Genomic DNA, 22218 nt, shown 5'->3' with positions numbered 1-22218 from the left:
CTCCTCCAAGGGGATAGCCAGGGATGTGGGATCAGGAGCGTCCGAGCAGATCAATGACCCGATCGGCAAGCTCTTCGTAAGGGGTGGGACGCGATCTGGCGTTCAGCGCTTCCTGCGCCAGCCTCGCTCGCAGGAGATCCATCTCCTCAGGGTCTGCCGACCAAGCCCGCAGGACCTCGGCGACCCGTTCCCCGACGTGGACATCGGTCCCCCCGGCCACCACTGCCCCGGCCTGGGACTGACGCACCAGATCAGCAGGACGCGGCAGATCGGTGGTGATCACCGGAACACCGCACCCCAAGTATTCGTACAGTTTGCTCGGCACGGCGTCATTGAAGGCCGGAGTCGGTTCCAAGAGCATCAGCCCCACCCAAGCCCCCTCGGCGTGACGCCACGCCTCTGCCGGTGGCCTGCGCCCATGCAGACGTACTCTCGCGGACAGCTCCGGATCCTGGGCCAGCAGCTGACGCAGAGGCTCGTCATCGGCAGCAGCCACCGGACCGACCAGGTCCAGTTGCCACTCGGGAGACCGTCTGATGGCTTCGACCATCGCGAACAGGCCACGGCTCCGTCGCAGATCGCCGATGTAGAAGGCTCTGGGAACCGGCGAACGCGGGCCGGGCTCGGGCAGCATCGAGGTGTCCGGCAGGTTCCGGACGACCAGACGTTGCCGCGCGGTCGACGGCGGCACGTGATCATCGGCGACCACCACCAGGTCTGCATGTTTGAAGACCCTCAGCCCGCTCCTGACCAAGGCCTGACCGACCACGCCAGGAGCTCCGCCCCACCGTTTCGCCCAGTCGCGGTCGCCCAGCAGCGCCGCATAGTCCTCATGGACATCCGCAACCGATCTGCGCCCCCGCACCCGAGCAGCCAGACAGGTCACGAGACCGGAGTCGGGATCGAGTGCCACGATCACCCGTCCCCTGGCCAGAAAAGGCTGGCGCAGGGCCAAGAAAGCCCGGGAGACCATCCCTGAACGCTGCCAGGTACGCACCTCGGCCCCGGCCGGACCGTTGTCCACGGATCCCAGCCCGAGCACCTCCACGGTGAGCCCACGGGCGCGTAATGCGGCCACCTCCCGATGGAGCCGGGCATCGGCGACATCATGACCGCTGGTGACGACGGTGACATCGACCATCGGCAGGCTGGAGCTGCTCACGCCTCCGTCTTCTCCTGCACCGGACGACGCAGCCGCCGAGGACTCGTCAGGAAGCCAACCCCCCACGACCAGTGCATCGTTGCCAGAGCCACCGGTACCAACGCTCGGGTACTGGTCTTCTGTCCCTTACTGATGGCAAGGCCGCCAGCAGCCACTGCGGCGAGATAGGCCGCAGGAACAGCGAGGAGAGCAGGCCGACGCAGCCCAGCGACCGTGGCCGCCGCCGTCCCCAGCACCATTGCCGGAGGTGCCAGATAGCGCGGGTTGATCGTGGCGTGATGCGCTGAGACCACCCGACGCCAGCGGCCGTACTCGAAGTACTGCCGGGACAGTTTGTTCACCGTGGGCCGAGGGCGATAAGTCACTTTCAACTCAGGCGTGAACCAGACCCGCCCGCCGGACTGCCGCAACCGATGATTCAGCTCCCAGTCCTGGGCCCGAGTGAAGTGGCTGTCGTAACCGCCAATCTGCAAGAGCGTTTCACGACGGAAGACACCCAGGTAGACCGTCTCCGCTTCGCCCTCCCCACCACCACAGTGGAAGCGAGCGTTACCGACGCCCAGGGGGGACTTCATCGCACAAGCCACTGCTTGCTCGAAAGACGTAGTGCCCTGGGCGTCCATGATCCCGCCGACATTGACCGCCCCAGTACGTTCCAGCTCGGCGACTGCTGTCCGGATGTACCCGTCCGAGAGCTCGGCATGCCCGTCGACCCGAACGATCACGTCGTGCTGTGCCGCGTGCAATGCGGCGTTCAAGCCGTCCGGGGTCCGGCCGCTGGGGTTCTCCACCACTCGGACCCGGGCGTCGGCTCCGGCCAACGTCTGGGCCACCGCTGCGGTCGCGTCCTGGCTGGGCCCCACCGCCAGCACCACTTCCAATGCGCCTTCGTACTGCTGTGCCAGGACCCGACGCACCGCATCTGCCAGGTACTTCTCCTCGTTGAGGATCGGCATGATCACGCTGACACTCGGCCACTCCTCGGCCGAGGCTGCCAGATCCTGACCCGGCGTGCCGGCCCGAGTCAGACCACCGTCCACAGACATCTCTTCTCCGTCCACGAGAGGGGTAGGCATCCCTCGAAGGGCGCCTGGTCAGGGCACCGTGCAGATCTCGGTGCCATCGGTAGGTGTCGCTGCACTCGACGAGCTCTTCGCCGGAGCGCTGCTCTTCGAACTGCTGCTCGATGTCCGGCCACCGGCGCCAGGACGCTGCCCCGGGCTGCTCTTCGAACTGGTGGTCGGTGCCGAGGACGCACTCGAGGAGGTACTCGACGGGGACGGCGTCGCCGTGCCCAGACTCTCGGCAACGGTCGAGCGAATCACCTGAGGGTCGTAGCTCCACGGCTTGATCAACGGCGGGGTGAAGTTGATGCTCTTCATCGGGTGTGATCGGGAGAGCAACGCCAGGTTAGCGAGCTCGCCCAGCTCCGCCTGGGGAATGTCCGTGTTCAGTACCTGCTTACCCGCTGAGGCCAGTTCACGGAACTTCATCAGGACCTTCTGGGGGTCGACCTGCTTGGTCGCCGCCTGGAGCACGCACTTCTGGCGGGCCATCCGCTCGTAGTTCGTCGCGCCTTCACGGGATCTCGCGTACCACAGGGCGTAGAAACCGTTGAAATGATGCCGGCCGGGCTCGATCCACTCGTGGATCTTGGAGGTGCCGCCACCGACCGGTGTGCGCTTCTTGACGTCGACTTCGAGCCCGCCGATGGCGTCGACCATCGTCTGGAAGCCTTGCAGGTCGATGAGGGCGTAGTACTGGATGTCCAGGCCTGAGAGCGATTCGACCGCTTCCTTCATGGCCAGGGCGCCTGGGTCCTTGACGTCCTTGGGGAACCGGTCCTTCCGCTCCGTGGCCCACATGTACAGGCCGTTGAGCAGGCACTCGTCGCCACAGTTCCAGCCCTTGGGCATCAAACGGGCCATCGTCGATCCAGGCCGGAAGTTGATGTTCTCGGTGTCACGGGCGAATCCGAAGGTGACCGTCTTACCTGTGTTGCCATCGATACTGGCCAGCATGATGGTGTCTGGTCGGTTCCCGATCCGGCCCGTCCCGGAGTCTCCGCCCAGGAGCAGGATGTTGTACCTGCCCTTACTGCGTCCTTTGCTCTGCCCGGCGTCGAACACCGTGTCGAGCAACGTACTGCCGGTGTACAAGGTGGATGCTGCCCATCCGAGCGGACCTGCGGTGACCACCATGCCGATCACAGCGAGGAAGACGACCCCTCGACGTGTCGAAGCCTTCAACCGGCGAGTGCTGGCCAAGCGGGCTGCGTCGATGAAGGTGATCGCCCACAGGAAACCCAGGACACCCAGGACCACGGCCAAGGTGATCAAGGCCCAGGACCTGGTGGCGAAGGAGAGCACCCAGCTGCGCTTGACCACCGCCAGGATGGCCACACCCACCGCAAAGGCCAGAACGGTGAACCACAAACGCATCCCGAACTGACCCAGTCGGCGGTTACCCGCGACCAGCTGGGCCGACCCGGGAGCGACGAAGGTCATCCCGACCAGCGCGTACGCGCGCCGCCGGCGTAATCGCGGCGGAAGCCGGTCCGGGTCGGACAACGTCTGCCGAGCGGGTGCGCCCCCTTGCGGACGCGGACGTCCGGAGGCAGATGCACGCCGAGGCGGGACCGGGCGGGCGCGCGGTCTGTCGTCGTAGTCATCGGCGTAATCCGACGGTGGCTCCGTTGGACGCCTGGATCGATAAGCGTTCGCGCGCGCGCCACCGCCGCCGCGGACTTCGCGGATGCCTCGACGGGAACCCATCGAGGCATCGTCGTCCTGGCGGTCGCGGTAGGGATCGCGGGAGTTGTGCCGACTCATGATCATCCCAGTATCGGGGGAAGGTCTGTGGATTTTATCCACACCCCCCCTTAATCAGCGTCGACGTCCAAGTCGACTCCCGGTCAGGAGAACTCCAGGGAACTTCGAACGTTCTTCATGACATATGGGTCGGGTCTGCCCTCTTCGAGCAGCCGTCGAACGCCTTCTTCGGCCCGTTCGAGGGAGGAGAGAAAAGCCATGACAAGTGAACATGAGCAGGTCAGAACCTTGACGAAGTCTTTCGACTAGGCATTCCGATCTTCTTGTGCCCCGGCAGTGCTCCGGCGCCGACATGGTCAGCAGGTGACTCCGTTGCCGGCAACGGGCATCGACAACGGAGGAGAAGAGCCCGGTGCGCGAAGACGTGATATTTCTCTCTCCTCTCGGAGGCTCGTATCGCTGTCATGGGTAGCCTCACAGGTCAGCGACCGGTCCCCCTTCCGATCAGGGAAGATGGAAAGGCCAATGGCGGTGGTGGGAGTTCTCCTTCTGCCGTAATTGAGGGATCACTGCACGTTCAAACAGGTCCAATCCGCTCACGTCATAGGCAGATTCAGGGAAATAGCAGATCGCATATCCCATCCCCTGGGCGTGCAGGCCTTGTAAGGTCTGCACGATCGTCTCCGGTGTGCCCACGAGTGGCTGTCGGATCAGCTCCTCGACCGTGCGCAAGCCCACTTCGTCCCCGACACCGGCAGCGGACAGATGCCCGCGATACCAGTCGAGACGACGCTGCACATTGCCCTCGTCGACCCCGATCACCACGTCGAAGATCCCTGCGCGCAGAATCTCGGCCGTATCCCGACCCACCTCATGACAGCGCTGGGCCAGGAGCTCGCTTTGCGCAGCGAATTCATCCGGGTCCCCGGACAGATGCACACCGTCGGCCTCTTCGGCGGCCACCCGGAGGAGCGCCGGCTCCCCGTCGCAGGCCAACCACAACGGCAGACTTCTCCCGGTACCGGTCGTCTGCACCGGGAGCGGCCTGCAGATCCCGCCGTCGACGAGATAGCGTTCGCCCACGAAATCCAGGTGGCCCGTGGTCCAGGCGCGGCGCATGATCCGCGAGGCTTCCCGTAGATCTGCCACCTGATCAGCGAACTCGGGGACGACCAGCCCATAGGCCCGCCACTCCTCGGGGTCGTGGATCGCACCGAGTCCCACGTCCAGTCGGCCCTCGGCGATCACGTCGACAGTGGCGGCCGTCTTGGCCAGGATGGCCGGGGGCCGGCCGGCCAGGCAGGTGCCCACCTGCCCCAAACGGACTCGCACAGTGACTGCGGCGAGCGCGGCCGTCACCGCCCAGAGCTCGTGGGTGGCCTCGTCGGTGGCCGTGGGAAAGGTGTGCAGGTGGTCGTGAAGCCAGATGCCGGACCAGGAGTCGCCCGCGTCGGCGCGGCGAGCCAGGCCCGCCATGACGCCCCAGTGTTGCAGCGGATCGATACCGGCCAGATCCAGCCGACATCCCTGCGGAATCACCATTCCGAAACGCATCATGCCTCCTGAGATCCGCTGCCTCACAACACTATCGGAAGTGTTTCCGAGGTTCTCCCGCCACGGCACACGCTACGCGAACGGCTCCGTCCCTCTGCGAAGCACACCCTGTGCTCCCGGCGGCAGTACGCTCATCCACCGATCGAAGACCGTCTCACCGGCAACTTTCGCGCAGACGGCGCCCCTTCTCCCGGGCCACCCGCTCCAGGTCGCCCTGGAAATCCACCATGCGTTCCCGAACGCCCGCGTCCTGTTCACTGGTCCCCGAACCCACGATCCGGGCCGCCAGCAGACCGGCGTTACGAGCACCGCCGATCGACACCGTCGCCACGGGAACCCCTGCCGGCATCTGCACGATCGACAACAAAGAATCCATGCCGTCCAAACGAGCCAAAGGAACCGGCACCCCGATCACCGGCAGCGGAGTCACCGCCGCCAACATCCCAGGCAGATGTGCCGCGCCACCTGCGCCGGCGATGATCACCCGCAGGCCTCGTCCTGCCGCCTCCTGCCCATAGGCGATCATCGCCGTCGGCATCCGATGCGCAGAGACCACATCGGCCTCATATGGAATCCCGAACTCGGTCAAGGCCTGAGCCGCCTCCTCCATGACCGGCCAGTCGCTGTCGCTGCCCATCACGATCCCTACGACGGGGCCATCACTCATCAGACGCCTTTCCACGTGTTCTTCCTCGATCGATGTCCTGCACAACTCACCCGGTGATCACACCAGTCACGAACTCGGTCGCGTGACGGGCCCGCTCGCGCAGATCTGCCAGATCTTCACCGCACACGGTCACATGACCGACCTTGCGCCCCGGACGCACCTCTTTACCGTAGAAATGCACCCGTAGCCCCGGGTCCCGCGCCAGGAGATGCCGATAGGTCGAGTACAACTCCGAATAGTCGCCACCGAGAACATTGCCCATCACCGTCCACCGGGAGCGGGGCCGTGGATCGCCCAGAGGCAGGTCCAGAACAGCTCGCAGATGCTGCTCGAACTGGCTCGTCACCGACCCCTCGATCGTCCAATGGCCGCTGTTGTGCGGACGCATCGCCAGCTCGTTCACCACACAACGAGAACCCCCCCGCCCCGATGTCGCGGGTACTTCGAACATCTCCACCGCCAGCACCCCGGTCACGCCCAGTTCACCGGCGATCCGTAAAGCGTCGCGCGTCGCCGCGAGAGCGACCTCCTCCGTCAGATCCGGGGCAGGAGCCAGGACCTCCGCACACACCCCGCCCACCTGGACCGTCTCCACCACCGGCCAAGCCGTCGCCTGACCGGACGGGCTCCGCGCCACCAATACCGCCAGCTCTCGCACGAAGTCGACCTTCTCTTCCACGAGAAGCCCATCGGCGAACGCCGGAACGGACGGCGATCCGCTCGCGCCCACTCCTCCAGCCTGTTCCGCGACTGTCGCGCGGTCCCGGGCCACCTCAGACAGCCAGGGGTCGACCTCCTCGATGCCGCCGGCGACCAGGACCCCTTTGCCGTCATATCCGCCACGAGGAGCCTTCACGATCAACGGCCAGCCCACTTCTTCTCCGAAAGCGAGCACTTCTTCCCGGGTCGTGACCTGCGCCCAACGCGGACAAGGCACCCCCAACTCGCTCAACCGGCGACGCATCCGCAGCTTGTCCTGAGCGAAGACCAACGCCTGCGGCGAGGGCTGCAGAACCACCCCGTCAGCTTCCAGAGCAGCCAAGACCTCAGTCGGCACCTGCTCGTGATCGAAAGTGACCACGTCACAATGCCTGGCGAATTCACGCACCGCCGCCAGGTCGCCATGATCACCCACCGGCGACGAAGGGACCACCAAGGCTGCCGACGCCTTGTCGTTCTCCGCCAGAATCGACAGCTGCACCCCCAAGGCCACCGCCGGCGGTTGACACATCCGAGCAAGCTGACCGCCGCCGATCACACCCACGACGGGAAAACCACCAGGAGCACGCACCACATCAGTCACGCAGGCCAGGCTAGTCGTTCACCAGCTGAATCACCCTGCACTGCCGTTGCCACTGCCACAGTTACCCCAGGATCTCGTGCTCCGGTTCACCGTCCGTCCCCACCTCCGCCGCAGAGAGAAAGAGTGCGAAAACCACCGGATACCCCTGAACCAGTTCCAGTCGACCCCCATGACTCTCCGCCAAATCACGCGCCAGCCCCAGCCCGAGACCGGTGCTCTTCGTCGACACACTGCGCTCGAAAATATGCGGGGCCAGTTCCGGAGACACCCCAGGACCCTGGTCAGAGACCTCGATCACCCCGGACGGCCCCGAACGACGAGCATCGATCCGGACCAGGCCCCGCCCGTGCACCAACGAATTCTCGATCAAGGTCGACAAGATCTGCGCCAAGGCCACCTGATTGGTGACCAATCGCAAGCCCCGCTCCCCGCTGACCCGAACCGTGCGCTGAGCAGCCTCAAAAGCAGGCATCCACTCCCGTTGCAGACGTGCCAACACAGCGTCGAGAGAAGTGGGCGCCGTCATCGAGGTCGGCGTGTGCCCCCTCGAACGTGTCAGAAGCGCATCCACCGTCGCGTTCAGCCGCTCCACCTGCTCGATGGCGATATTCGCCTCCTCCTGCGCGACCGTGACGTCATCGGTCACCGAGATCTCTTCCAGACGCATCAACAGCGCCGTCAACGGGGTCCGTAATTGGTGGGAGGCATCAGAGGCGAAATCCCGCTCCACCGACAAGGAGGTCAACAGCTGCTGCGCACTGCGCGAAAGCACGTCCGAAACCCGGTCGATCTCCTCGATCCCCGATTGGATCCGCTCGTACCTGGCGTCCCCCGACCCCAACCGTTCCGCTTGATCGGTCAACCGTTGCAGAGGCTCGACAAAACGATCAGCCTGCCGAATCGCCAGCCACAGGCCGATGACACTGGCCAGCACCGCCAAGGAAAAACCCGCGAAGAACAACCACCACGGGCTGTACTGCCACGGCTCGACACGACAGCTCCCGACCCGTTCCTCATGCCAACGGACGAAGACCACCGTCAGGACCGAGACCGGGACGAAGAAGACGATCAGGCCGACCAGACCGGCCCAGATCGTCGACCGCACCAGCATCCGGCGCACCGGTCAGCTCGTTCCGTCGGCGCGTTCGAAGCGGAAACCCACCCCTCGTACAGTCGTGATGTAACGAGGACGGGCCGCGTCGTCGCCCAGCTTGCGGCGCAATACCGACACATGCATGTCCAGGGTCTTCGTCGACCCGAACCACTGGGTCTCCCAGACCTCCCGCATGAGCTGCTCCCGGGAAACCACTTTTCCTTGCTCCCGCACCAACACCCGCAGAAGGTCGAACTCCTTCGCGGTGAGCTGAAGCTCCTCGTCATTCATGTAAGCGCGACGTGCCTGGGCATCGATCCGGATACCGCCCTCGTCCTCTCCTAACGACCCGGGAGTCCGTCGCAGCAGAGCCCGCACCCTGGCCAGCAGCTCGGCCAACCGGAAGGGCTTGGTGACATAGTCGTCGGCGCCCGCATCGAGCCCCACCACGGTGTCGACCTCGTCCGCCCGAGCCGTAAGGATCAGGATCGGCGCGGTCCGACCCTCACCACGTAGTCGTCGGCAGACCTCCAAACCGTCCATGGTCGGTAACCCCAGGTCAAGAATCACCAGGTCGGGGTTGTCCTGCGCGGCAGCGAGTGCCCGCAAGCCGTCATCGGAGACCGTGACGGTGTATCCCTCACGGCGCAGGGCTCGGGCAAGAGGTTCGCTGATCGCCGGATCGTCCTCGGCCAGCAGAACTCTGATCATGGCGTCATATTAGGGTCCGAAATGGGTCCCAGTAGGATGACCTGCCAAGTAAATTGGACATGAATCACAGTGTGAGCAGCGAAAAGTGGACCGAGGATCAATATCCCGGCCAGCGTGGCTCGCGCTTTTCCACGAAAGCCGCCACGCCTTCGGCCCGGTCGGCACTGAACGCCGTGGACCGCCAGCAAGCATCCTCGATCTCCAAGCCTGAACGCAGATCCACGTCAGCGCCCAACCGCATGGCCCGCTTGGCCTGTCGCAGACCGACCGGGCTGTGCACGGCGATCCGACCAGCCAAGTCCAAAGACTGGTCACGAGCCTGACCCGCTGGCGTCAGCAGATCGACCAGGCCGTGCTCGACAGCCTCCGCCGCGGTCAGTCGTTGGGCGGTGAAGATCAGCCGGGCGGCCTTCGACCAGCCGACCCGACGGGTCAGCAACTGCGTACCGCCTCCGCCGGGGATGACACCCACCGAAACCTCCGGCAGGCCCAGGACAGCCTCGGCTCCGGCCACGACCAGGTCGCAGGCCAGCGCCAGCTCGCAGCCTCCGCCCAGCGCGAAACCGTCCACCGCGGCCACCACGGGCATCGGCAGGTCTAGAACCCCGGTGTAAGCGGCCCGGGCCACGGGACGTTGGGCGAAGAGATCGGCGTCGGAGAAGGTCCGGCGCTCCTTCAGATCGGCGCCCACGCAGAACGCACGGGAGTGCGTACTGGTCAACACCACACAGGAGATGCCTTGGTCACGGGCGAGTTCGCCAGTCGCCGTGGCGATGGCCTCCGCCATCGCCGTCGACACCGCATTCATCGCCTCGGGCCGGTCGAGGACCAGCTCGGCCACCCGGTCCTGCGGGCCGTGACGACGAACGGTCACCAACGGGCTGTGCTCGGTCATGACAGGCCTCCACGAAAGGGACGACGGAGATGATGGCGGAGATGAGGCACCGGCGACCGGGCCGGACGCGGCGGACCTTCGCTGCCGGGACGAATCGCATAAGCCCGGGTCGGCCCGAAACCACGCAGTTCCCGGGCGCGTAGCGCAGACAGCCGGATCCCGTGGTGCTCCTGCAGCCGTTCGCCGGACTCGACATCGGCCAGCGCTGTCCCCGGACGGGCCAGGCCGGTCAGCCGGGAAGCCCGATTGACCGTGACACCGTAGAGATCCCCCAACCTCGCCGTCACCGGTCCGGTGGCCAACCCGGCCCGTAACGGGGGCAGGTCCCCCTGCTTGGCATGGACATCGATCAGAGTCAGGGCGATGCCTGCGGCGGCCTCGGGGGAACTACAGCAGAAGAGCACTTCGTCACCGACCGTTTTCACCAGCCGCCCCCCGTAGGCGGCCACGGTGTCCGAGGCCGCTGCTTCGAAGCGCTGCACCAGTGAGCCGAGCTCGTGTTCGTCGAGACGGCGGACGATTCGAGTGAATCCGACCATGTCGGCGAACCCGACCGTCATCTCCTTGGCAGAACGCTCGCGGAGGTCGTCAGCCGCCGTACTCATTTGCGATACGGTCGCAGCGAGGTGCCTGCGCCAGGCATAGATCAGCAGGGGCTCGAGTTCATCAGCCAGCTCAGCAGCCAGCCCGGCCGTGGACAGCTCCCCGGAACGCGGTGACACCGTCGACGCGGTGTCGAACCGGTCGGAGACCTCCTCGGAAGCCATCTCCCGGATCAGCTGGGTCTGCCAGGCGGTCAACCGGTCCGCGCTCCGCCCGATCGCCCGGGTCATGCCCACGGCGCTCTCCTCATCGAGGACGCCACGGCGGATCAACCCGACGATCTGGGACAGAGCCTGAACATCCTCGTCGGTGAAGATGGCCTCGGCATCACCCACCCTCGGGAACCCGAGGGCATGCCAGAACCGCCGCGCCGCAGGCAGGGGTATCCCCACTGCCTCGCACACCTCGCCCCGGGCATATCCCGCGACAGCACCCGACAGCTCGCCGGACGGATCCGTTGCCGGTACCGCCGCAAAGAGCCCTCGGGACGTAGGCGCGCGCCCGGCGCCGCTGCCGGTGGTCATGGGCCGATCATGCCTGATCCTTCCCCGTTCCGGGGCGAACATGCACGACATCCCCTGCCGCGAAGGCACGACGCCCCTCCGCGGTGTCCACCACGATCTCCCCGTCGTCGGAGACCTCGACCCCTTGGCCTTGTACGACGAGATCACCTGGCAGATGGACCTCGATCGCCGCCCCGAGGGTCGAACAACACTGGCGGTAGGCCGAACGCAGCCGCTGGAGCTCTTGACCCCCCTGAGCCCATTGGGCGTGTCGCGCGGCGAAGGCACGGGCGATCGCGACCACGACGTCCCCACCTCCGGGGAGCTGCCCGTCCGGACCGGACAGCCCCGCCAAGGCCAAGGACGTTGCCGTGGGCACGGGCAGCTCTTCCTGAGCGAGGGAAATGTTGATCCCGATCCCGACCACCACCAGTGGCACACCGCCGGTCGCCTGGACGGGCACCGTCTCGCAGAGGATCCCGCACACCTTCCCCTTGCTCCCGTCGTCCAGGCAGATCAGGACGTCATTGGGCCATTTCAGGGTGAAACGCGCAGGAGCTCGGGTCAATTCGCCCAAGGCCTCGGCAACGGCCAGACCGGCCGTCAACGGCAGCCATCCCCAACTGTGCGGATCATCCGCCAGCGGAACGGTCAAGGACATCGCCACCGAGGCGCCCTCCCGGGACTCCCAGACCCGCGTGTAGCGGCCCCGCCCCTGGGTCTGCCGACGGGTGGTCACCACCCGCCAGGCACTCGGGTCGGCAGCGGAAACCGCATTGGTCGACCCGACCTCCTCGTAACAGTCGACCTGACGCCAGAAGCTGTCAGGTGTGACGAGGGTTGCACGCAAAGGATCTTCACTCAAAGCCATCGGCATGTTCCCAAGGCTAGGCTCTCGCCCATGAGCGATGTCGCCCACTCCGAGGACCAGCAGGACCTCCCCGACCTGCGCACCACGGCAGGCAAACTCGCCGACTTCCACCGGCGTAACGACGATCTGCTGCACGCCGGGCCGGCCCGCGCCGTGGAGAAACAACACGCCAAGGGCAAGAAGACCGCTCGGGAACGGATCGAACAGCTCCTCGACGAAGGCAGCTTCGTCGAGCTCGACGGCCTGGCCCGGCACCGGTCGACCAACTTCGGACAAGAACGCAATCGTCCCTACGGTGACGGCGTCATCACCGGGTACGGCACCATCGACCACCGCCCAGTGTGTGTCTTCGCCCAGGACTTCACCGTCTTCGGTGGCTCCCTCGGCGAAGTCTTCGGGGAGAAAATCGTCAAGGTGATGGACCTGGCGTTGAAGATCGGCTGCCCGGTCGTCGGCATCAACGACTCCGGCGGCGCACGCATCCAGGAGGGCGTCGCCTCACTGGCGATGTACGGCGAGATCTTCCGGCGGAATGTCCGTGCCTCCGGGGTCGTCCCCCAGATCAGCCTCATCATGGGCCCCTGCGCCGGTGGCGCGGTCTACTCCCCCGCGATCACCGACTTCATCGTGATGGTCGACCAGACCTCGCACATGTTCATCACCGGACCCGACGTCATCAAGACCGTCACCGGTGAGGACGTCGCCTTCGAAGACCTCGGCGGCGCGCAGGCACACAACACGAAGTCCGGAGCCGCGCACTATGCGGCCTCCGACGAGGACGACGCCATCGAGTACGTGCGCGAACTGCTGTCCTACCTGCCACAGAACAACCTCGAGGAACCCGTCGTCTACGGTTTCGACCCCGACCCCGAGGTGACGGCGGAGGACGAGGCGCTGAACACCTTCATCCCGGACTCCCCGAACACCCCCTACGACATGCACACCATCATCGAGACCATCCTCGACGAAGGTGCCTTCACCGAGGTTCACGCCCTGTTCGCACCGAATATCGTCTGCGGTTTCGGTCGGGTCGAAGGACGCAGCGTCGGCGTGGTCGCGAACCAGCCGATGCAGTTCGCCGGCACCCTCGACATCGACGCCTCGGAAAAAGCAGCCCGTTTCGTCCGCACCTGCGATGCCTTCCACATCCCCGTGCTGACCTTCGTGGACGTACCCGGTTTCCTTCCCGGCACCGACCAGGAGTGGAATGGCATCATCCGTCGCGGAGCCAAACTGATCTACGCCTACGCGGAAGCCACCGTCCCCTTGGTCACCGTCATCACCCGAAAGGCCTACGGCGGTGCCTACGACGTGATGGGCTCCAAACACCTGGGAGCCGACGTCAACCTGGCCTGGCCGACTGCACAGATCGCGGTGATGGGTGCCCAAGGCGCCGTCAACATCCTCTACCGCAAACAACTCGCCGAAGCCGCGGCACAGGGCAAAGACGTCGAAGCCGCCCGCCGGGCATTCATCGAACAGTACGAGACGACCTTGGCCAATCCTTATATCGCAGCCGAACGCGGATACATCGACGCAGTCATCGAACCGGCGCAGACCAGGGTCCAGGTCGTCAAAGCCTTGCGCGCGCTGCGGTCCAAGCAGGAGAAGCTGCCGGCGAAGAAGCACGGGAACATCCCGCTGTGAACGCCGGCCGACCTGTTGGCGGGCACGGACCAGGCGCGGCGGACCACCGAGCGCAGACGGAGGGCACAGGATGACCGAGGACACCACGAGCACACAGTCCACGCCTGTGATCCGGGTCGAGTACGGGTGCCCCACCGAGGAGGAGCTGGCCGCCCTGACCGTCGTGATAATGGCGCTGGTGAACGGGGCACCCCAGGAGTCCCCCCTGGCCCGGCGAGGATGGTCCCATCGGGCCAGGACATTCAACATGGGCGCAGTCCGTGGCGTCGGCTGGGGCGGAACGAGCTGATCGCCCCGTGACCGCCGACGACGCGCTGATCTGCACGAAGTCCACTACGTCATGCCACGCCTGGGATAGGTTCGCCCCGTGATCCACTCCACCCCCTCACCTCGTCCCTCCACCGAAGTCGACCGGATCGCCGAGGAATACGTCGACAAGGTCATCGAGCTGAGCCCCCTCACCGCCACCCAGTTCGGCATCCCCGGCGAACACGACGGTTATGACGACTTCTCCCCCGAAGGCTGGTCCGCGCTTTCCGACCTGCGCCGCCACACTCTGAACGCACTCGGTCGAGCTTCCTGCCAGGACGCAGTCGACCAGGTGACCGTCGATGCCATGCAGGAACGTCTCGGGCTCGAGGAAGAGATCCACGCCGCCGAACTCGACCTGGCGGAGATGAACAACCTGGCCAGCCCGTTGCAGGCCATTCGGGACGTCCTCGATCTCATGCCGACCTCCACCGGGGAAGAACTCGCCGTCCTCGCCCGGCGCCTGCACCGCATCCCCCAGGCCCTCGAGCAATGGCACAGCTCGGTCAGCGAAGCCGCCACGCATGGGCGCACCCCTGTCCGACGCCAGGTGGAAGTCTGCCTGGAACAGGCCCGAGAGCTCGCCGGGGACGACGGGTACTTCGCCGGTGTCCCCGACCTCGCCGGAGAAGACGAGCAGACCCGCGACCTCCTTCGCGAAGGCACGCTCGAAGCCCGACGCGGTTACAGCGAACTCGTCGAAAAACTCACAGCTTTCCTCCCCGGGGCCACAGAACGGGACGCCGTCGGCCAGGACACCTACGCCCTGCTCTCCCGACGCTTCCTCGGCGCCACCGTGGACCTCGCCGAGACCTACGCCTGGGGCCAGGAAGAACTGGCCCGCATCGACGCCCGGATGACCCAGGTCGCCGGGCAGATCCGCGAAGGCCTGACCCCGTCCGAAGCCGCCGACCTGCTCGACGCAGACCCCCGCTACCGATTGGAAGGCACCGACGCGCTCCAGGCCTGGATGCAGGAACGCGCCGATGCTGCCATAGACGCCCTGGCCGGAACCCACTTCGACATCCCCGACCCGGTCCGTCGGATCGAATGCTGCATCGCCCCCACCCAGACCGGAGGCATCTACTACACCGGCCCGTCCGACGACTTCTCCCGCCCGGGGCGGATGTGGTGGTCGGTGCCCAAAGGAGTGAGCACCTTCAGTACCTGGCGTGAGCTGACCACCGTCTACCACGAGGGTGTCCCCGGCCATCACCTCCAGGTCGGCCAAACGGTCTACCGTTCGGATCTGCTGAACCGTTGGCGACGGCTGATGTCGTGGACCTCCGGACACGGTGAGGGCTGGGCGCTGTACGCCGAACGCCTCATGGAGGAACTCGGGTTCATGGACGACCCCGGCAATCTGCTCGGCATGCTCGAGGGCCAGTCGATGCGCGCGGCCCGTGTCGTCCTGGACATCGGACTGCACTGCGAATTCGAAGCTCCCGGCGAGGTCGGCGGCGGTGCCTGGAACTACGAGAAGGCCTGGGCCTTCCTGGTCAGGCATGTCACCATGCCCGAGTCCGTCCTGCGCTTCGAACTGGACCGTTACCTGGGATGGCCGGGCCAGGCCCCGTCGTACAAGATCGGGGAACGTCTCTGGCTGCAGCTGCGCGAGGAGGTCCGTCGACGTGAGGGGGACGCCTTCGACCTGAAGAGCTTCCACCGACGCTCCTTGGACATCGGCGGCGTCGGATTGGACGTCTTCCGCCGTACAGTGCTGGCGTGAACGCTACGACAGATCGACGTCCTATCCCCGACCAGAACTGCGACCGACCGGTCACCTTGGTACTGGCCTCGGCTTCACCGGCCCGAGCAGCAACACTGCGCGCCGCCGGTGTCGTCCCCCGCATCGTGGTGTCTTCCGTGGACGAGGAGGCCGTCCTCGCCCGGGCCGAGGAGATCCACGGAGCACTGGAGCCGGCCGATGCTGCCCTGGTCCTGGCCCGCGCCAAGTGCGAAGCAGTCGCGGGCGACCTCGACGACAAGGAGGCCGATCTGATCGTCCTGGGCTGTGATTCGCTCTTCGAACTCGACGGTCAGGCACACGGCAAACCGTCGTCGGTACAGGATGCTGTCACTCGCTGGCAGGCCATGTCGGGGAAGACCGGACAGTTGCACACCGGTCACTGGCTGATCGACCTGCGGGACGAGGAGTCGGGGGGCACCGGCGCCACCCTGGGCCGGACGGTCACCACCGAGGTCTCCTTCGCCAGGGTCGAACCCACCGAGATCGACGCCTATGTCGCCACCGGGGAGCCCCTCGCCTGCGCCGGTGCCTTCACCGTGGACGGTCTGGGCGGAGCCTTCGTGACCGGGGTGCGTGGGGACCACCACAATGTCGTCGGCCTGTCCCTGCCCGAACTGCGGACGATGCTCGTCGAGATCGGTGTCTCCTGGCCTGCGCTGTGGTCGGCACGGCCGTCGACGGTCGAGCAACCGGGCTGAATCTGGAATTCTCCGTCCTGAACGGTCCGCGGCCCGGACGTCAGACCGGCGAGATGCCATGCCGACGTTCGCTGAAGGCCCGTTCCCGACGGGAGGCGTACGACAGCCGTCTGATCAGATCATCACGGAGCAGGTCGGCCTCGACGACATCGTCCAGTACGAGGTCGCTCACCAAACGTTCCAGGTCGACATCCTGTTCGTATTCCTCCCGTCGGGCCGCCACGAAGGCCGCCCGCTCATCGGGATCGGTGATCTCGGCGATCTTATTGGCGTAGACGGCGTTGACCGCCGCTTCCGGCCCCATCACGGCGATCCGGGCCGTGGGCAGGGCAATGGTGGCATCCGGGCCGAAGCCGGGCCCGGCCATCGCATAGAGCCCCGCCCCGTAGGCCTTCCGAACCACCACGCAGATCTGCGGCACCGTCGCCTCGGAGACCGCGCTGACCATCTTCGCGCCATGACGGATGATGCCGGCCCGTTCGACCTGCGAACCGATCATGAAGCCGGGGACATCTGCCAGATAGATCAGCGGGATGGAGAAGGCATCGCAGAGCTGCACGAAGCGTGCAGCCTTGTCTGCGCTGTCGACGAAAAGCACCCCGCCCTTGACAGCGGAATTATTGGCGACCACACCCACGGACCGCCCGTCGAGGCGTGCCAGGCCGATGACCAGTTCAGGGGCGAAGAGCGCCTTGATCTCGAAGAAGCTGTCCCCGTCCACCAGCCCCTCGATCACCTCGCGGATGTCGAAGGGCACTGATTCGATCTCCGGAACAGTGTCTGGGCGCAACGGCCGGGAAGGCTCTTCGACAGCGAACATCGGGGGCATGTCCCGCCAGGTCGACGGCAGGTACGAGAAGTAGAGCTTGGCAAGCTCGATGGCTTCCTCGTCGTCCTCGGCGAGGATGTCGCCGCAGCCGGAGACCGTGCAGTGCATGCGTGCCCCGCCCATCTCCTCCAGGGTGATCTTCTCCCCCACGACCATTTCGGCCATCCGGGGGCTGCCCAGGTACATGGACGCATTGCCGTCCACCATGACGACCAGGTCGGTGAAGGCGGGGATATAGGCGCCACCGGCCGCACTCGGTCCGAACAGACAGCAGATCTGCGGCACCCGACCCGACAGGGCGACCTCGTTGTGGAAGATCCGCCCGGCGCCGCGTCTCCCCGGGAAGAGCTCGACCTGGTCGGTGATCCGGGCCCCGGCGGAGTCGACGAACCAGAAGATCGGCAACTCTTCACGCAGCGCCGCCTCGGTGGCCCGGACGATCTTCTCCACCGTGCGGGCCCCCCACGATCCGGCTTTCACCGACGGGTCGTTCGCCACGACGATCGCGGGACGGCCGTCGACGGTGCCCCGGCCCGTCACCACGCCGTCCGCGGGCAGCGCTCCCCCGGCCAGGGCGTTGGCGTACCGTCCGTCCTCGACGAAACTGCCCTCGTCGAAGAGCATCGCGACCCGGTCGCGGACGAATATCTTGCCCTGGGAGTCCAGTTTCGCTCGTGCTCTAGGGGGTACCTCCGCTGTGGAGTCGTGTGCGGCATTCAGGCGGGTCCGGATATCACCGACGCGGCGGTCTGACCCAGGGCCGGGTGTGCGCTGCTCCGCGAAGGTCTTCCTGCCGGAGGTCATCTGTTCTCCTTGACTGTGTCCCGAGTCCGGTGCGCCTGGTTCAGGCGGGCAGGCCGAGCCCTCGGGCGATGAGCATGCGTTGCACCTCGGAGGTGCCTTCGCCGATCTCCAGGATCTTGGCGTCGCGGTAGAAACGAGCCACGGGATAGTCCTCCATGAAACCGTTGCCGCCGAAGATCTGGGTGGCGATGCGGGTCGCGGTGACGGCGGACTCGCTGGTGTAGAGCTTGGCGAGCGCGGCGGCCTGTTTGAACTCGGCGGTGGTGACCCGGCCTGCGTCCATGGCGTCCTTCATGGCGGCGGCCTTGTAGGTGAGTAGGCGGCTGGCTTCGGCCATGACCTGTAGGTCGGCGATCTGGAAGCTGACGCCTTGGTAGCTGGCGATGGGTCGGCCGAAGGACTGCCGGTTCTTGGCGTAGTCGACGCATTCGTCCACCATGCGTTGGACGCAGCCCGTGGCCAGGGCGGCGATGGCGACGCGGCCGTCGTCGAGGGTGGCGAGGAATTGACCGTAGCCCTTGCCCCGGGTGCCGAGCAGATGGTCCTGGGGGACGCGGACGGCGTCGAGGGTGAGTCCGTGGGTGTCGGAGATCCACCAGCCGAGTTTGTCGTACGGGGGCTCGACGGTGAATCCGGTTGTGCCCGAAGGGATCATGATGGCGCTGATCTCGGCGCGGCCGTCCAGACGGGTACCGGTGCGGGCGGTGACGGTGACGACGGAGGTGAGTGGGGTCCCGGAGTTGGTGATGAAGGCCTTGGCGCCGTCGACAACCCATTCGTCGCCGTCGAGGACCGCCTTGGTCCGGGTGCTTCCGGCGTCGGACCCGGCTTCGGGTTCGGTGAGTCCGAAACCGGCGAGTGCCCGTCCGGTGGCCAGGTCGGGGAGGAAGCGGACCTTCTGCTCCTGGGTGCCGTAGGTCATGATCGGGTTGATCCCCAGACCGACTCCGGCTTCGAGGGTGATGCCGATGGACTGGTCGATGCGGCCGAGTTCTTCGATGGCCAGGCAGAGGTAGGTGAAGGGGCCGTCGTGGGACGTCATGCCTGCACCCTCGTACTCCTCGGGGACGACGAGACCGAAGAGCCCGAGTTCTCCCATCTTGGGGATGATCTCGCTGGGAAAACGGCGTTCCTTGGTCCAGCGGGCGACGTGGGGGGCGATCTCGGCGGTAGCGAAGTCCCGGATATGGGCACGGAACTCCTCGTGATCGGCGGAGAGCTCATACATGCTGGTCACCGTTTTCTCGTGGAGGGGTGCGCGGTGTGCAGCGGCCGGATGGCCCTCTGTCGACGAACCGGACCAATAGGGCATCGATGTACAGAACGATGGGCGGACGACCAATGGTGGACGACCAATCACCCACCCCCTGAGCGACCAACGGTCACCCAGACAGGCTGGACGGTCGACAGTGTCGGCGACAGGGGCCATGCGTCCCCGTGTGAAAGACCGATGCACGAGAACTAGTCAGAGAGCTCCACCCGGGTTCTCAGCGGCGAGCCACTCCAGAACCCTGCCCCTGTCCGCTCTCGCGTCGCTCGTCCGTCGCCGTCCGCGCCGAACCGGCCGGTGAGGCCACCGGTTCAACCGAGGGTTTTTCACTGGCAGCGGGCTCACGTACCGGCGAGGCCGCTGCACCCAGCACAGCCGCCACCACGACACCACCAGCTACGGTCGTCACTGCCTGGAACTGCGCGCGCGTCGCCTCCACCAGGACCGAGGCACCGGATCGGGTGGCTTCGTGAAGAGCCAGTTGGCGGTTCATCGCCGCGGCCGGTGAATGGTCATGGTCCATTCCGGGCTGGCGTCCGGCGGACAATCCCCAGTCCCGGATCATCCGGTGCATGCTCGCCTCGGCCTCGTTCACCACCGAGGAGATCTGCGCCAGGATGTTCTCGGCATGACCGACCCGTTCCAGGGCCAGAAGCGCCTGCGCCGGTGAGGCCAGGGAGGAGCGTGTCCGTTCACCGTGCTCCGTCGTCAGCGCCGAGGTCTCCCGGTACGACTCGGGTCGGCCCTGATCCGGTGCATCAACGGCACCTTCTCGGGTCGGCATCGGGCGGGCTTCCCGGCGCGGAGTTCCGGGGCGGTCCACCATCGCCGGCGCCGCCGTCGGTATCACCGCGCCTTCCGGCAGCGACCAGGCGGAAGCGCTGCCACCCAGCATCCGCAGGGTGTGATAGCGGGCCTGTTCGGCGATCCCTTCCAGCTCCTGCACCGACCGGTCGAAGTATTTCTGCAGCCCGGCCCGTTGTGCGGCGTCATAGCTCTGATCGGTCGCCTGCGCCGACACGACGCTCATCCGACCCAGCACTTCCTGGGCGCGTTGCAGGTCGGCTGAGGCCACACGGAGATAGCCGAGTCCTTCTTGGACGGTCATCTGACCTTCTCGGGCAGCGAACATGTGCGCGCGGGCACCTTGTGCCGCCGCGATGTCGACGACTGGCGCGGTGCCACGGTCTTCAGCCCGGTCCGGTGCCGAGGCGGACGGGGTCAGCCGGGCCACGGTGAGATGCATCGCGGCGATCTGTGCCGCCCAGGTCTCGAGGTCGACCCTGCGCGACGAGTCCTCATCGACACCGATTCTCATGCCGCCACTTCCTTCGCCCCGAGATGTTCCGCTGTGGCGACCGGCGGCCTGGGCCGTGGACGGATGCCTGACCTTCCCATCGGCCGGGCCGAAGCACAGTTGAGCGGATGACCTGGGCCACCTGCAAGGAAAGAACGGACGAAGAACCGTGAACGTACGTTCATGCCTCGTCGATCTTCACACAGGCACGACCGACCGGTTTCGTTATCAACGAAAGACCTTTTCATCGACACAGACAAGGCTTCTTCAAGTTCCCGCTATGGGCATCTTCCGGGTGCTAGTTTTTGCGCCATCGGCGATGGTGCGCACGGAAGCCATGCCATATCTGAGACAACGACCTGCCGCCCTTCCTCTGGGGGCACAGCAGCTTGGACGGCGCCGGAAAACAATGAGGTTGAAAGCCCATGTCAGAAACATCTGAGAAGAGACGACGACAGCAGGCAGAAAGCGGTCCCAGAGGGATCGACTGATGGCCAAATATCTGCTTCGCCGTCTGGGCAACTACGTGGTCATGATCTTCATCGCGACCACCATCGCCTATTTCGCCGCCGTCAACTTCATGAGACCGCAGTCGCGCCTCCTGGAGCGCACTCCTCGGCCGACCATCGACCAGGTCAACGCCCAGTTGCGGGCCAACGGACTCGACCCCACCCTCAGCGCGTTCGAACGGTATTTCCAGTGGTTGCAGAACATCGTCCTGCACTTCGACTGGGGCATGGGGCCCGATGGGGCACGGGTCAACGACGAATTCTTCATCCGGGCGCTCATCTCCGGACGGTTGGTCATCCTCGCCACCATTCTCTCGGTGATCATCGGCGTCTCTCTGGGCATCTTTGCCGCAGCTCGCCAGTACAAGTTCTCCGACCGGGCGGTCACCACACTGAGCTATGTCATCAGCTGCGTCCCCGCCCCGGTGATCTACCTGGTCGTGCAGATGACCGGCATTCGGATCAATGACAGCGCCGGCGGCACCATCCTCTATGTCACCGGCATGCGTTCAGCTCTCCCCCCGGAAGGAACCGGAGCCCAGATCATCGATGAAATCCAACATCTGGTGCTCCCTACCATCGCTTTGACGATCGTGGCCTATGTCGGCTACCAACTGTTGCAAAGATCACTTCTGTTGGACAATATCAATGCGGATTATGTACGTACTGCACGCGCCAAAGGCCTGACCAAAGCCCAAGCCGTTCGCAAACACGCCCTACGTACTTCTTTCATCCCGGTAGCCCAGTCCATCGCCTTCCAGATACCGATGGTGTTCACCGGGACCTTCATCATCGAGACCGTGTTCGCCTGGCAAGGTCTGGGCCGCTACACCCTGGACGCCATCGTGATGACCCAGAACGTCAATGCCACCGTCGCGGGCGTCGCCTTCGGTGGAGTGATGTTCGCCATCGGAGCAATCCTGGCCGACCTGTCCGTCGCCGTCGTCGACCCCCGGGTGCGGGTGAGCTGAG

19 protein-coding genes are annotated in these 22218 nt (G+C 65.7%); 5 read left to right on the top strand and 14 right to left on the bottom strand.

Annotated elements, in window-relative coordinates; translation table 11 throughout:
* Positions 1 to 31 precede the first annotated feature (31 nt).
* The 11 genes from DX923_RS03510 to DX923_RS03460 form a co-directional block, all read right to left on the bottom strand.
* A complete protein-coding gene (locus tag DX923_RS03510; RefSeq protein WP_240322726.1) occupies positions 32 to 1162 on the bottom strand; it encodes a glycosyltransferase in 1131 nt (376 codons plus the stop codon).
* Positions 1159 to 2238 carry a glycosyltransferase family 2 protein gene (locus DX923_RS03505; protein ID WP_240322725.1) on the bottom strand — a complete coding sequence of 360 codons (1080 nt, stop codon included), beginning with the start codon at positions 2236 to 2238 and terminating at the stop codon, positions 1159 to 1161. The genes DX923_RS03510 and DX923_RS03505 overlap by 4 nt, the downstream gene beginning before the upstream one ends.
* Positions 2239 to 2256: 18 nt before the next feature.
* Complete coding sequence (locus tag DX923_RS03500; protein WP_240322724.1) at positions 2257 to 3993, bottom strand: LCP family protein; 1737 nt, start codon at positions 3991 to 3993, stop codon at positions 2257 to 2259.
* A gap of 444 nt (positions 3994 to 4437) precedes the next feature.
* Positions 4438 to 5490, bottom strand: a complete 1053-nt coding sequence (locus DX923_RS03495) for an LLM class flavin-dependent oxidoreductase (protein WP_240322723.1) — start codon at positions 5488 to 5490, stop codon at positions 4438 to 4440.
* 151 nt (positions 5491 to 5641) lie between these two features.
* On the bottom strand, positions 5642 to 6154 hold the full coding sequence (gene purE / locus DX923_RS03490; RefSeq protein ID WP_116112724.1) for a 5-(carboxyamino)imidazole ribonucleotide mutase: 513 nt from the start codon (positions 6152 to 6154) through the stop codon (positions 5642 to 5644).
* Positions 6155 to 6200: 46 nt separating this feature from the next.
* Positions 6201 to 7457, bottom strand: coding sequence for a 5-(carboxyamino)imidazole ribonucleotide synthase (locus DX923_RS03485; protein WP_116112722.1), 1257 nt, complete (start codon positions 7455 to 7457; stop codon positions 6201 to 6203).
* A gap of 61 nt (positions 7458 to 7518) precedes the next feature.
* The gene (locus tag DX923_RS03480; RefSeq protein WP_346218101.1) at positions 7519 to 8568 is read right to left on the bottom strand and encodes a sensor histidine kinase; all 1050 of its coding nucleotides are present in this window, start codon (positions 8566 to 8568) and stop codon (positions 7519 to 7521) included.
* A 12-nt stretch (positions 8569 to 8580) separates the two neighbouring features.
* Positions 8581 to 9261: a response regulator transcription factor gene (locus DX923_RS03475; RefSeq protein ID WP_116112719.1), complete on the bottom strand. Its 681-nt coding sequence runs from the start codon at positions 9259 to 9261 to the stop codon at positions 8581 to 8583.
* Between the two features lie 97 nt (positions 9262 to 9358).
* Entirely contained in the window at positions 9359 to 10156 is a 798-nt protein-coding gene (locus DX923_RS03470; RefSeq protein WP_116112717.1) for an enoyl-CoA hydratase/isomerase family protein, read from the bottom strand.
* Positions 10153 to 11283, bottom strand: coding sequence for an adenylate/guanylate cyclase domain-containing protein (locus DX923_RS03465; protein WP_162872754.1), 1131 nt, complete (start codon positions 11281 to 11283; stop codon positions 10153 to 10155). Before DX923_RS03465 ends, DX923_RS03470 begins: the two co-directional genes overlap by 4 nt.
* 7 nt (positions 11284 to 11290) lie before the next feature.
* Positions 11291 to 12139: a biotin--[acetyl-CoA-carboxylase] ligase gene (locus tag DX923_RS03460; protein WP_116112714.1), complete on the bottom strand. Its 849-nt coding sequence runs from the start codon at positions 12137 to 12139 to the stop codon at positions 11291 to 11293.
* Positions 12140 to 12163: 24 nt separating this feature from the next.
* Between DX923_RS03460 and DX923_RS03455 the strand changes: the two genes are divergently transcribed.
* The 4 genes from DX923_RS03455 (at position 12164) to DX923_RS03440 (ending at position 16537) form a co-directional block, all read left to right on the top strand.
* On the top strand, positions 12164 to 13780 hold the full coding sequence (locus tag DX923_RS03455) for an acyl-CoA carboxylase subunit beta (protein WP_116112713.1): 1617 nt from the start codon (positions 12164 to 12166) through the stop codon (positions 13778 to 13780).
* Positions 13781 to 13850: 70 nt separating this feature from the next.
* Positions 13851 to 14069, top strand: a complete 219-nt coding sequence (locus DX923_RS03450; RefSeq protein WP_116112711.1) for an acyl-CoA carboxylase subunit epsilon — start codon at positions 13851 to 13853, stop codon at positions 14067 to 14069.
* 78 nt (positions 14070 to 14147) lie between these two features.
* Entirely contained in the window at positions 14148 to 15818 is a 1671-nt protein-coding gene (locus DX923_RS03445) for a DUF885 domain-containing protein (RefSeq protein WP_116112710.1), read from the top strand.
* Positions 15815 to 16537 carry a Maf family protein gene (locus DX923_RS03440; RefSeq protein WP_240322722.1) on the top strand — a complete coding sequence of 241 codons (723 nt, stop codon included), beginning with the start codon at positions 15815 to 15817 and terminating at the stop codon, positions 16535 to 16537. Before DX923_RS03445 ends, DX923_RS03440 begins: the two co-directional genes overlap by 4 nt.
* A gap of 40 nt (positions 16538 to 16577) precedes the next feature.
* Here DX923_RS03440 and DX923_RS03435 read toward each other — a convergent pair whose 3' ends face one another.
* The 3 genes from DX923_RS03435 to DX923_RS03425 all read right to left on the bottom strand — a co-directional run bounded on the left by DX923_RS03435 (position 16578) and on the right by DX923_RS03425 (position 20758).
* Positions 16578 to 18170 carry an acyl-CoA carboxylase subunit beta gene (locus DX923_RS03435; RefSeq protein ID WP_116112708.1) on the bottom strand — a complete coding sequence of 531 codons (1593 nt, stop codon included), beginning with the start codon at positions 18168 to 18170 and terminating at the stop codon, positions 16578 to 16580.
* Between the two features lie 40 nt (positions 18171 to 18210).
* Positions 18211 to 19398, bottom strand: a complete 1188-nt coding sequence (locus tag DX923_RS03430; RefSeq protein ID WP_116116128.1) for an acyl-CoA dehydrogenase family protein — start codon at positions 19396 to 19398, stop codon at positions 18211 to 18213.
* A 259-nt stretch (positions 19399 to 19657) separates the two neighbouring features.
* Positions 19658 to 20758 carry a hypothetical protein gene (locus DX923_RS03425; RefSeq protein ID WP_116112707.1) on the bottom strand — a complete coding sequence of 367 codons (1101 nt, stop codon included), beginning with the start codon at positions 20756 to 20758 and terminating at the stop codon, positions 19658 to 19660.
* A 469-nt stretch (positions 20759 to 21227) separates the two neighbouring features.
* On the opposite strand from DX923_RS03425, the gene DX923_RS03420 reads away from it, so the two are divergent.
* Positions 21228 to 22217: an ABC transporter permease gene (locus DX923_RS03420; protein WP_116112705.1), complete on the top strand. Its 990-nt coding sequence runs from the start codon at positions 21228 to 21230 to the stop codon at positions 22215 to 22217.
* The last annotated feature ends 1 nt before the right edge of the window (position 22218 follow it).

Source organism: Austwickia chelonae, from assembly GCF_003391095.1.
GTDB lineage: Bacteria > Actinomycetota > Actinomycetes > Actinomycetales > Dermatophilaceae > Austwickia > Austwickia chelonae_A.
The sequence above is the reverse complement of the archived record's forward strand: the minus strand, read 5'-3'. Positions and strand labels throughout refer to the sequence as shown.

What these genes read in the sequence shown, in the direction of transcription:
- DX923_RS03505 (WP_240322725.1), bottom strand. Translation starts at nt 2,238, where the DNA reads ATGCCTACCCCTCTCGTGGACGGAGAAGAGATGTCTGTGGACGGTGGT.
- DX923_RS03430 (WP_116116128.1), bottom strand. Translation starts at nt 19,398, where the DNA reads ATGTATGAGCTCTCCGCCGATCACGAGGAGTTCCGTGCCCATATCCGG.
- DX923_RS03475 (WP_116112719.1), bottom strand. Translation starts at nt 9,261, where the DNA reads ATGATCAGAGTTCTGCTGGCCGAGGACGATCCGGCGATCAGCGAACCT.
- DX923_RS03435 (WP_116112708.1), bottom strand. Translation starts at nt 18,170, where the DNA reads ATGACCTCCGGCAGGAAGACCTTCGCGGAGCAGCGCACACCCGGCCCT.
- purE (WP_116112724.1), bottom strand. Translation starts at nt 6,154, where the DNA reads ATGAGTGATGGCCCCGTCGTAGGGATCGTGATGGGCAGCGACAGCGAC.
- DX923_RS03425 (WP_116112707.1), bottom strand. Translation starts at nt 20,758, where the DNA reads ATGAGAATCGGTGTCGATGAGGACTCGTCGCGCAGGGTCGACCTCGAG.
- DX923_RS03470 (WP_116112717.1), bottom strand. Translation starts at nt 10,156, where the DNA reads ATGACCGAGCACAGCCCGTTGGTGACCGTTCGTCGTCACGGCCCGCAG.
- DX923_RS03495 (WP_240322723.1), bottom strand. Translation starts at nt 5,490, where the DNA reads ATGATGCGTTTCGGAATGGTGATTCCGCAGGGATGTCGGCTGGATCTG.
- DX923_RS03465 (WP_162872754.1), bottom strand. Translation starts at nt 11,283, where the DNA reads ATGACCACCGGCAGCGGCGCCGGGCGCGCGCCTACGTCCCGAGGGCTC.
- DX923_RS03420 (WP_116112705.1), top strand. Translation starts at nt 21,228, where the DNA reads ATGGCCAAATATCTGCTTCGCCGTCTGGGCAACTACGTGGTCATGATC.
- DX923_RS03500 (WP_240322724.1), bottom strand. Translation starts at nt 3,993, where the DNA reads ATGAGTCGGCACAACTCCCGCGATCCCTACCGCGACCGCCAGGACGAC.
- DX923_RS03460 (WP_116112714.1), bottom strand. Translation starts at nt 12,139, where the DNA reads ATGCCGATGGCTTTGAGTGAAGATCCTTTGCGTGCAACCCTCGTCACA.
- DX923_RS03455 (WP_116112713.1), top strand. Translation starts at nt 12,164, where the DNA reads ATGAGCGATGTCGCCCACTCCGAGGACCAGCAGGACCTCCCCGACCTG.
- DX923_RS03480 (WP_346218101.1), bottom strand. Translation starts at nt 8,568, where the DNA reads ATGCTGGTGCGGTCGACGATCTGGGCCGGTCTGGTCGGCCTGATCGTC.
- DX923_RS03450 (WP_116112711.1), top strand. Translation starts at nt 13,851, where the DNA reads ATGACCGAGGACACCACGAGCACACAGTCCACGCCTGTGATCCGGGTC.